Annotated in this window: 7 protein-coding genes; 6 read left to right on the top strand and 1 reads right to left on the bottom strand. The window is 73.1% G+C overall.

What is annotated here, in order from left to right; translation table 11 throughout:
* The first annotated feature begins 1 nt into the window (after position 1).
* Positions 2-2,659: a hypothetical protein gene (locus AB0O00_RS07475; RefSeq protein WP_363649155.1), complete on the top strand. Its 2,658-nt coding sequence runs from the start codon at positions 2-4 to the stop codon at positions 2,657-2,659.
* Here AB0O00_RS07475 and AB0O00_RS07480 read toward each other — a convergent pair.
* Complete coding sequence (locus AB0O00_RS07480) at positions 2,574-3,128, bottom strand: pyridoxamine 5'-phosphate oxidase family protein (RefSeq protein WP_363649156.1); 555 nt, start codon at positions 3,126-3,128, stop codon at positions 2,574-2,576. The two genes, AB0O00_RS07475 and AB0O00_RS07480, sit on opposite strands and share 86 nt — an antisense overlap.
* A 37-nt stretch (positions 3,129-3,165) precedes the next feature.
* Here AB0O00_RS07480 and AB0O00_RS07485 point away from each other — a divergent pair, with 37 nt between their 5' ends.
* The 5 genes from AB0O00_RS07485 (at position 3,166) to AB0O00_RS07505 (ending at position 8,917) form a co-directional block, all read left to right on the top strand.
* Complete coding sequence (locus tag AB0O00_RS07485; protein WP_363649157.1) at positions 3,166-4,320, top strand: pyridoxal phosphate-dependent aminotransferase; 1,155 nt, start codon at positions 3,166-3,168, stop codon at positions 4,318-4,320.
* Complete coding sequence (locus tag AB0O00_RS07490) at positions 4,317-6,122, top strand: alpha/beta fold hydrolase (protein ID WP_363649158.1); 1,806 nt, start codon at positions 4,317-4,319, stop codon at positions 6,120-6,122. The genes AB0O00_RS07485 and AB0O00_RS07490 overlap by 4 nt, the downstream gene beginning before the upstream one ends.
* Positions 6,123-6,283: 161 nt before the next feature.
* Entirely contained in the window at positions 6,284-7,237 is a 954-nt protein-coding gene (locus tag AB0O00_RS07495) for a helix-turn-helix domain-containing protein (protein ID WP_363649159.1), read from the top strand.
* Between the two features lie 277 nt (positions 7,238-7,514).
* Positions 7,515-7,646: a hypothetical protein gene (locus AB0O00_RS07500; RefSeq protein ID WP_363649160.1), complete on the top strand. Its 132-nt coding sequence runs from the start codon at positions 7,515-7,517 to the stop codon at positions 7,644-7,646.
* A 5-nt stretch (positions 7,647-7,651) separates the two neighbouring features.
* Positions 7,652-8,917 (top strand): MFS transporter, encoded by a 1,266-nt coding sequence (locus AB0O00_RS07505; RefSeq protein WP_363649161.1) that lies wholly within the window; start codon positions 7,652-7,654, stop codon positions 8,915-8,917.
* The last annotated feature ends 37 nt before the right edge of the window (positions 8,918-8,954 follow it).

The raw sequence follows: 8,954 nt of genomic DNA on the forward strand, positions 1-8,954 counted from the left end.
AGTGACCGAGTGGCGCGAGGAGCTGTCGGCCACCGGTAACGAGGCCTACGCCCCCCTGGTGGCAACGCTGCTCGGCGGTGCCGACTGGGAGACCTCGGGCGACGGCTTCTGGTTCCACGCCCGTCCCGTCGGCCATCGACTTCCGCAGCAGGGCTGGAAGTTGCACGTCTCGGCGGAGCCCGGTGCCGCGACGGCCGTGCTGGCCGCCTGCCTGCCGGTGCTGCGCGAGCACCGGGTGGCCTTCAAGTGCGCCGAGGACCTTGCGGTGCTGCTGCACCTCGTCTCGGCCCGGTACGAGGCCTCCGGTACCGGCAAGTTCCTGACCGTCTACCCCGCGGACGCCGGGCAGTGCGCGACGCTCGGCGACCTGCTGGCCGAGGCCACCGCGGGGCTGGCCGGCCCGCCCGTGCTCTCGGACGCGTTGTGGCGGGACGGTTCGCCGGTCTACCACCGCTACGGCGCGTTCACCACCGCGGACCGGCTCACCGAGGACGGTGCTCTGGTACCCGTACTGCTCCGACCGGACGGCACCGCCGAGCCCGATGTCCGGGATCGTTTCGCGCCGCCGGGGTGGGCCCCGGCGCTGCCGGGCCGGGCGGTCGCCGCTGCCGCCGGCCGCGCACCGCTGATAGCCGACCGTTACCGGGTGCGGGCGGTCCTGCGCCGCTCCGCCCGTGGCGGTGTCTTTCTCGGCCACGACACCGAGACCGGCCACGAGGTGGTGATCAAGCACGTACGCGCGCACATCGGTGCCACCCCCGACGGCGCGGATGCGCGGGACGTGCTGCGGCACGAGGCGGCGGCGCTCGGCGCCCTGGCCGGTACGGGCGTTGTCCCCGCGGTGCTCGCCCTGGTCGAGACCGGGACGTCCGCGTTCCTGGTGCAGGAGCGGCTGGCCGGCGTGACCCTCGCCGACTGCGTGGACACCACCTGGCGCCCCGGCGAGTCGGTCGGCCCCCGGGTTCGGCAGGTGGCCGGCTCGCTGGCGGAGGCGGTGGCCGCCGTGCACGCGGCGGGCTGGGTGCTGTGCGATCTGTCCCCCGGGAACGTCATCGTCGGCCCGGACGGCCGCTGCCGGCTGATCGACCTCGAACTGGCGGCCCGGCCGGGCGACCGCGTCGTCCGTGACCACACCGCCGGCTATGCGGCCCCCGAGCAGTACCTCGCCCCGCTGTTCGGTACCGCACCGGGGCCGGCCGCCGATGCGCACGCGCTGGGAGGCCTGTGGTTCCTGCTGGCCGCCGGACGCGACCCGTTGGTCCCGCCCGGCAGCCGGAGCACCGCGGACCTGCTCGGCGCGGAACTGGCGGCGTCGGACGACCGGTACGGCTTCGCCGCGGCGGTCGCTCCGCTGGTGCGGGACCTGTTGAGCGAGGACCCGGCCCGTCGGCCGACCGCCCGGGCGGCAGCCGCTCGACTGGCCGCTGCCGCCTCCGTCCGGCACCCGCACGACCGTGCCCGCACCCCGGAGCCGAAGCGCGCGACGAGGGAGGTCGTGTTCGCCGACGGCATCGACGAACTGACCAGGCTCGTGCTGTGGTTCGGCGACCGGCGGCTCAAGCTCCGGCCGGCGTGGCGTCGTCGCCGCGACGGCCTCGGCACGGACTTCGGCGCCGCGGGTCCGCTGCTCGTGCTGGCGCGCGCCGCCCGGGCGCAGGCCGGCTCCGATCAGGAGGAACTCCGCGAGGCGGTGCGGTTGCTGGCCGGAGAGCTCGAGCGGTCGCCGTCGCCGGACTCGCTGCGTCCCGGCCCGCGGCCGGGGCTGGCGTCAGGGGAGTCGGGCCGGTTGTGGGCGTTGTGGGAGGCGGCCGAGGCACTCGGTGACGAAGAGTTGAAGGCCAGGACGGCACGCGGTGCGGCGGACCTCGCCGCCGCGGCTTGGCCACTGGTCACCGAGGCCGATTCGGCGTTGCGGTGCAGCCTGGGCCACGGCATCGCCGGGCTCGGGACGCTCCAGCTGCGCCTGCACCTGGCCACCGGTGAGCCCGGTCCGGCGGAGGCCGCGGTGGCCTGCGCGGAGGCCCTGGTGGCCGTTCTGGACTCGGCCGCGGTACCGATGGCCGCGGGCCTCTCGTCGGGCAGGGCCGGGGTCGCCTGGTTCCTGCTGGCCGTGGGCCGCTTCCTGGGCCACGCTCCGGCGGCGCGCTGGGCGGAACGGTTGGTGGCGGAGATCCGCGACCGGGTCGCCGGCCACGCCGTCGGCGGTGTCGGGCAGTTGGCGCACCACGACGGTCTGGCCGGGGAAGGCCGCCTGTTGGTGGCCGCCGCACAGTGCGGGCTGGACACGCGCGCCACGGTGCGGCAGCTCGCCCGTGTGCTGCCGCGCTGGCACAGCCCGGCCCGGACGGGCCTGGCCCGCGGGCTCAGCGGCTGGGCGGAGTTCCTGCTGGACGCCGCGGAGCTCGACGGCACCGCGCTGGTCGACCCGCCCGCCGTCGACACGGTGTTCGAGGCCATCGCGGCGCGGGCCAACCGGCGGCACGGGCGGTTCCTGCTGCCGGACGACTCCGGCCGTCACGTCAACCACTCGCTGGCCGACGGTTCGGCCGGGCCGCTGTGGGCGGGACTGCGGCTCAGGAACGGCGGTCCCGGCCTGTGGGACCCGCGGCCGGTGCCGGTTCGGCCGGTGGGTAGCCCGCCGGGTCGCGGGCGTAGGTGAACAGGGAACCGAGCCGTGCCTCGACGAAGAGGCCCTGTCCCCAATCGCCGACCCGGGCGCCCCTGGCGGCGAACTGGGCGTCCTCGACCTCGCCGAACCCCGGGTCGGCGGGGGTGACCAGTGCGCCCGTGCCGTGCGCGATCAGCGCGAACCCGTCGTCGTCGGCCAGGCTGAGGCTCAGGCCGGGGCGGGCGGCGAGGTTGCGGGCGCGCAACGTTCCGGCGGTCGTGGGGATGTACAGGCGGCCCCGGACGAACAACGCCCCCACCGGCGCGCAGCGCGGCTCCCCGGCGGCCGTCACCGTCGCCAGGACGACCCGGAAGACTCCGTCGCAGGCACGGACCAACTGCGCGGCCGACAGGGACTGTTCGGGCAGGCCGAAGGAGGCGCGCAGCCCGGGTGAGGCCCGGCGGGCGCTGTCGTCGATGAGGTCCTGGAGCCGGGCGAGGTCTTCGGCGGTTTCGTACACCCCCCTAGTTATAGCCACCCCCGGAAAGGAAGCCAGCATGACCACCGATCTCCGGTCCGTTCCGGCGGACCGCGTCCTCGACCTGGGGTTGGGCGACCCGGCACATCCGATGCCGCCCGTGGTGTCGGACGTCCTGCGCAAGCTGGCGGACCGCCCGTCCCTCGGCTACGCGCCTCCGGGCGGTCTGCCCGTGCTGCGCCGGGAGTTGGCGGAGAAGCTCGTCCGGGTCAATCACCTCGACGCCGACGGGCGGGGGGTGGTGGTGACCAACGGCGCCAGCCAGGCGATCGCCGCGACGCTGGCCGCCGTCTGCGCGCCGGGAAGCACCGTGCTCCTCCCGGAGCCGGGCTATCCGGCCTACCGCGCGGTGTGCCGCTCGCTCGGCCTGCGGACCGTGGGGTACCGGGTGGACGAAGCGGGGCCCGACTGGGACGTCCTGGAAAGGGCCGCGTCGGGGGCCGCCGTTCTGGTGTGGAACTTCCCCGCCAACCCGACCGGGATGGTGGCCGACCCCGCCTGGTACCCGCGGCTGTACGCACTGCTGGAGGCACACCGGCAGCTCACGGTGGTGAGCGACGAAGTGTACGAGGAGCTGTGCTTCGACGCGGCCCACCGGTCGCCGGCCGCCGGAGCCGGAGCGTCGGCCGACCGTTTCGTGTCCGTCTTCAGCTTCTCCAAGGGCCATGCCATGACCGGCTTCAGGGTCGGATACGCGCACGCCCACGCCGACCTCGCCGCGCGGATCGCCCGGACCCACTACGCCTTGAGCATGTCCGTTTCCACCGTCTCCCAGCTCTGCGCGCTGGCCGTGCTGCGGGCCGGCGACGAGCACCCGGCCGGTCACCGCGCCGCGCTGCTGGCGGGCCGGGACCGGTTGGTCACCGGGCTGCGCGCGGCCGGGCTGCGCGTGGAAACCCCGCAGGCCGGATGTTTCGTCTGGCCGGACGTCTCGGCCTCCGGTCTGGACGCCGAGACCTGGTGCCGGACCCTGGCGCTCCGGCTGCGGGTGCTCGCTTCGCCGGGCACCGAGTTCGGTGCGCAGAGCGGGAGCCGAGCCCGGCTGAGCTTTGCCGTTCCTGCGGAGGACCTGGCGGAGGCGGTGCGCCGGATCGGGAGCTGGGCGGCCGCGGGCTGGTCCGCCGACCACGCTCCCGCCGACCACGCTCCCGCTGCCCAGGGGGGTGTCCGGTGACGCGCCCCGTGGACCTCACCTCACCCGAACCGGCGGGCTGGCGACGGAGGTTCGCCGGTGGCCGGCCGCACCTGCCCCGCTACGCGGCACTCGCGCCGGACCGCTGCGTGCTGTTGACCGCGGAGTCCGGTAAACCCGAGGTCATGGCCTGGGACCAGGGCAGCGGATCACGTCGCCAGGTGACCGACCAGCCCGGTGGGACGGGGAGGTACGCGATCGACCCGACCGGCCGATGGGTGTGGTGGTTCGCCGATCCGCAGCGCATCGGCCGTGGCCGGTGGTGGCGCGAACCCTTCGAGGGCGGCGCCGCCGAGCGGATCGGCCCGGACGGGCGCCCCGCCGGACTCGCCCTGGGCGGTGGCCGGTTCGCGGTCGGCAGTTTCGGCGACGGCAGGACCAGGATCCTGACCGGTGGCGAGTCCGGTGCCGACGTCGGTCGGGGCACGGAGCTCGACTTCGCCGGAGACCGCCAGGTCGAGCAACTGTCGGCGGACGGCGCGATGCTGTCGGTCACGGATGTCGGGGCGGGCGGCCCGCTGCGACCGGATCTGCGGGTGCTGGACCCGGTGAGCGGCGAGGTGCTGGCCGACTGGCCGTTGGGGGAGCAAGGGGTCGCCCGGCCGTTGGGCTTCTCGCCCCACCCGGGGGACGAGCGCCTGTTGGTGCTCTCGGAGGAGCGGGACGGGCACCGGCTGCTGCTGTGGGACTGCCGGGCGGGGACTGTGCTGGAGGTGCAGCACGGGCTGACCGGCGAACTGCGCGCACAGTGGACCCTGGACGGATCGGGCCTGGTGGTCTGCCGTTCCTGGCAAGGGCGTGACGAGTTGTACGAGCTCCCGCTCGACGGCGCCCCACGGCGGATCCCCCACGACCCCGGTGAGATCCGTGCCGCCACCGCCCGCCCGGACGGTGTCGACTACCTCTGGTCGTCCTCGGAGCGCTCTCCGCGGGTCCGCTCCACTCGACACGGCACGTTGTACGGCGGCGATCTGCCGGACGGGGCCCCGGCACGGGACATCTGGGCGGACGGTCCGGGCGGACCGGTGCACGCCCTGCTCTCCGCTCCGCCGGTCGACCACGACGGCCCGGTACCGCCCACCCTGTTCCTGCTGCACGGTGGCCCCGCCACGTACGACGCCGACGCCTACGACCCGTACGTCTCCGCCTGGGTGGACCACGGGTACCAGGTGGTGCGGACCAACTACCGGGGCTCCACCGGCTACGGGCGGGCGTGGCGCGAGGCGGCCGGCGGCGACGTCGGGCACACCGAACTCGCCGATCTCATGGCGGTCCGCGCGCACCTGGCCGCGAACGGGTCGATCGACGACACCCGGGTGATCGTGGGAGGAAGCTCCTGGGGTGGCTATCTCGCCCTGCTCGCGCTGGGGGTCCACCCGGACCGGTGGCGGGCCGGTTTCGCGATCGCCCCGGTCGCGGACTTCGCCGCCGCGTACGAGGACGAGACCGAGCGGCTGCGCGCGCTGGACCGGGCCCTCTTCGGCGGTACTCCGAGCGACGTGCCGGAGCGCTATCACCGGGCTTCGCCGATCACCTGGGCGGCGGCCGTCCGGGCCCCCGTCCTCCTGATGGCCGGTGCCCGCGACCCGCGCTGCCCGCCGGCCCAGATCGAGGCGTACGCCCGTGCGGTGGAACAGGGCGGCGGTCGGGTCGAGCTGCACCGCTACGACGGTGGACACGAGGAGCGGAGACTTGCGGACTTGTTGGACCGAATCTCGATTCAGATCGAATTCTCATTTCGATACTGCGCACCGGGTTTTCGAAACTGCGCACGGGGTCGATGAATCGTAAGCCACATTGCGCCTATTGTCCGGTATGCCCAGGAGTAGTCGGAAATTCGACTGGTATGCTTGCCGCCGAATTCTTCCGGGTCGTTTGTACTGGCCTTTCGCTTCTGACTGGGGGGGTATCCATGGAAGGGATCTCCGGGATATCGAGTCGACGGGTGTACGAAACCCTCAGGACCGAGGGTGCTATCGGCCGAGACGAGCTGCAGTCCGCTCTGGCGGTGTCATCGAAGAGTCTGGGATTGGCTCTTGACGAACTGTCAGATCTGCGCATGGTGAAGGAATCATCGCCGGGGGACGGCATCGTGGCGTTGCCCGCCAGCGCCGCCCTGAGACAACTGCTCGTCGAGCAGCGCGAACAACTGAAGGATTATTCACGGCAGTTGTTGCACCGGGTCGACGCGGTCGAGCGACTGCTGGCCGACTACACGTTCCTGCCGGCCGGCGAGCAGGCCGAGCTGCGGATGACCGTCATCACCGAACGCGCCGAGATCGGGCGGTTCTTCGACGACCTGGCCGAGCTGACGACCTCCACCGTCGAGTCGATGCACCCCGGCCCGTTGCCGGACGCCGAGCAGTTGGCCGCGTCGCTGGACCGGGACCGCCGGTTGCTGGACCGCGGCGTGACCCTCCGCTCGCTCTACCCGGCCAGCTTCTTCGCGGCGACCCGGCTGCGCCGCTACTTCCAGAGCGCGGTCGAGATCGGCACCGAGTTGCGCCTGTGCGCTCACGTGCCGACCGATCTCCTCATCGTCGACCGGGAGCTCGTTCTGCTCCCGCTCGACCCGGCCAACCCGGGAAGCGGTATCTGCGTCCTGCGCGGCGGACCGCTGGTGCAGGCCGGCCTCGCGTTCTTCGAGCACTGTTGGCACCAGGCGCACCTCCTCGACGCGGAACACCAGGGGCCGGTCGTGAATGGCCCCGGCGAACAGCAGACGGCACTGCTGAGGCTGCTGGCGGACGGGGTCAAGGACGATCGGATCGCCCGGGTCTTGGGCATATCCCCGCGAACGCTCAGCCGGTTGATTTCCGAACTGCTGGTCGACCTGCAGGCGAAGAGCCGTTTCGAGGCCGGGGTAAAGGCGGTCCAACTCGGCTGGCTCGCCCCCTAGGAATCGGCACGCGATCTCGCCGACAATTCACCTCGGGCCCTGCCCGATGTGACGATTCGTCAATCCGCCATTCCCCGGACCGCTCGCCCGCGGACTCACCCGCCCGGGGGTGCGGGTGCCTGCCATGGCATCCACTCGCACCCCTGGAAGGCTGGAACGCCGTCCGAGGCCTCCCTCAGTATGGGGGAGGGGGAAGCAGATAATTCAGACGTCCGTTCTCCCGGTCCAGAGAACTCCGAGCCGTAGGACGGTCATGCACACGCGATCCATCTCTGTCTTGCTCTGTCTCGCCGCCGCCGTCGCGGTCCTGCTGGTGTTCGCCGGTCACTTCGGCAACGAAGCCGCCACGCCGTCCGGGTCCGTCGCGATCTGGTGGCCCAACAGCGTCGCGGTCGAAACGGTCGGCTGATTCGGATGAGTCTGCGGGACGGTTTCGCACCGCTGGGAATCCGCGCTTTCCGGACCTTCTGGACCGGCCAGCTGGTGTCTTCCGTCGGTGACGGCATGGTCCCGGTGGTCACGGCGTTCACCGTCCTGGGGGCCGGTGGCGGTGCGACCGGTCTCGGCGCCGTCCTGGCCGTCGGGATGATCTGCCGAGTGCTGGCGGCGCTGATCGGCGGCGTCCTGGCGGACCGGACCTCGCGCCGCCACCAGATGGCCGGGGCCGATGCCGTGCGCTGCGCCGTGCAGTTGGGCCTGGGGCTGCTGATCACCACCGGGCACGACTCGGCTGCGGTGCTGGCGGTCGGGAACGGCCTGTACGGCATCGCGGCGGGCTTCTACGGCCCGGCCTCCGCCGGGCTGGTGCCGGCGTTGGTGGAGCGGCCCATGCTCCAACAGGCCGCGGCCCTGCAGTCGTTGACCCGTAGCAGTGCCATGATCGCGGGCCCGGCCGTCGCCGGACTCCTCATCCCGTTCACCGCCCCGCAGGTGGTGTACTTCATCGACGCGGCGTCCTTCGCGGTCAACGTCACCATGCTGCTGAGGCTGACCGGGATCGCGGTCCGGGCGAGAACGGGACGCACCTTCATCGCCGACCTGGTCAGGGGCTGGCACGAGGTGTCCGCCCGCCGGTGGCTGCTGCTGAACCTCCTGGCCCACGCCGCCTGGAACTTCGGCATGGCGACGTTCTTCGTCCTCGGCCCGGTCCTCGCCCAGCGGCACCTCGGCGGTTCCGCCGCCTGGGGGCTGGTGGCGGCCGGCATGTCGGCCGGATCACTGGCGGCGAGCACGCTGGCCATGCGCTGGCAGCCGAGCCGCCCCCTGGTCGCGGGCAACCTGGCCCTCACCCTGGCGGCCCTGCCACTCCTCGCGCTGCTCGGCGGCCTGCCGGCACCGGTGGTCGCGCTCGCCGCCGCCGCCTCCAACGGCGGGGTCGTCCTGCTCAACGCGCTCTGGGACGCGACCCTCCAGCGCGTCATACCCGAGGACGTGCTCTCCCGGGTCTCCTCGTACGACACGCTGTTCAGCCTGGTCTCGATGCCACTCGGCTACGCGCTGGTGGGCCCCGTCGCCCAGCACATGGGCGACTCCGGCACCCTGCTGACGGCCATCTCCTTCGCGGTGCTGCCCTGCTCGCTCATCTGCCTGCTGCCGACCGTGCGCGGCGTCGGCCGGGCGGAGCCGGAAACCCCTCTCGCGGACGAGGCGGCGCAGCCGGCCGCCGCACCGAAGGGCTGACCTCCGCACGAGCCCTCCCGCGGACGCTTCCGCGGGA

The sequence above is a fragment of the Kitasatospora sp. NPDC093558 genome, from assembly GCF_040683475.1.
Classification (GTDB): domain Bacteria; phylum Actinomycetota; class Actinomycetes; order Streptomycetales; family Streptomycetaceae; genus Kitasatospora.

What these genes read in the sequence shown, in the direction of transcription:
- AB0O00_RS07505 (WP_363649161.1), top strand. Translation starts at nt 7,652, where the DNA reads ATGAGTCTGCGGGACGGTTTCGCACCGCTGGGAATCCGCGCTTTCCGG.
- AB0O00_RS07485 (WP_363649157.1), top strand. Translation starts at nt 3,166, where the DNA reads ATGACCACCGATCTCCGGTCCGTTCCGGCGGACCGCGTCCTCGACCTG.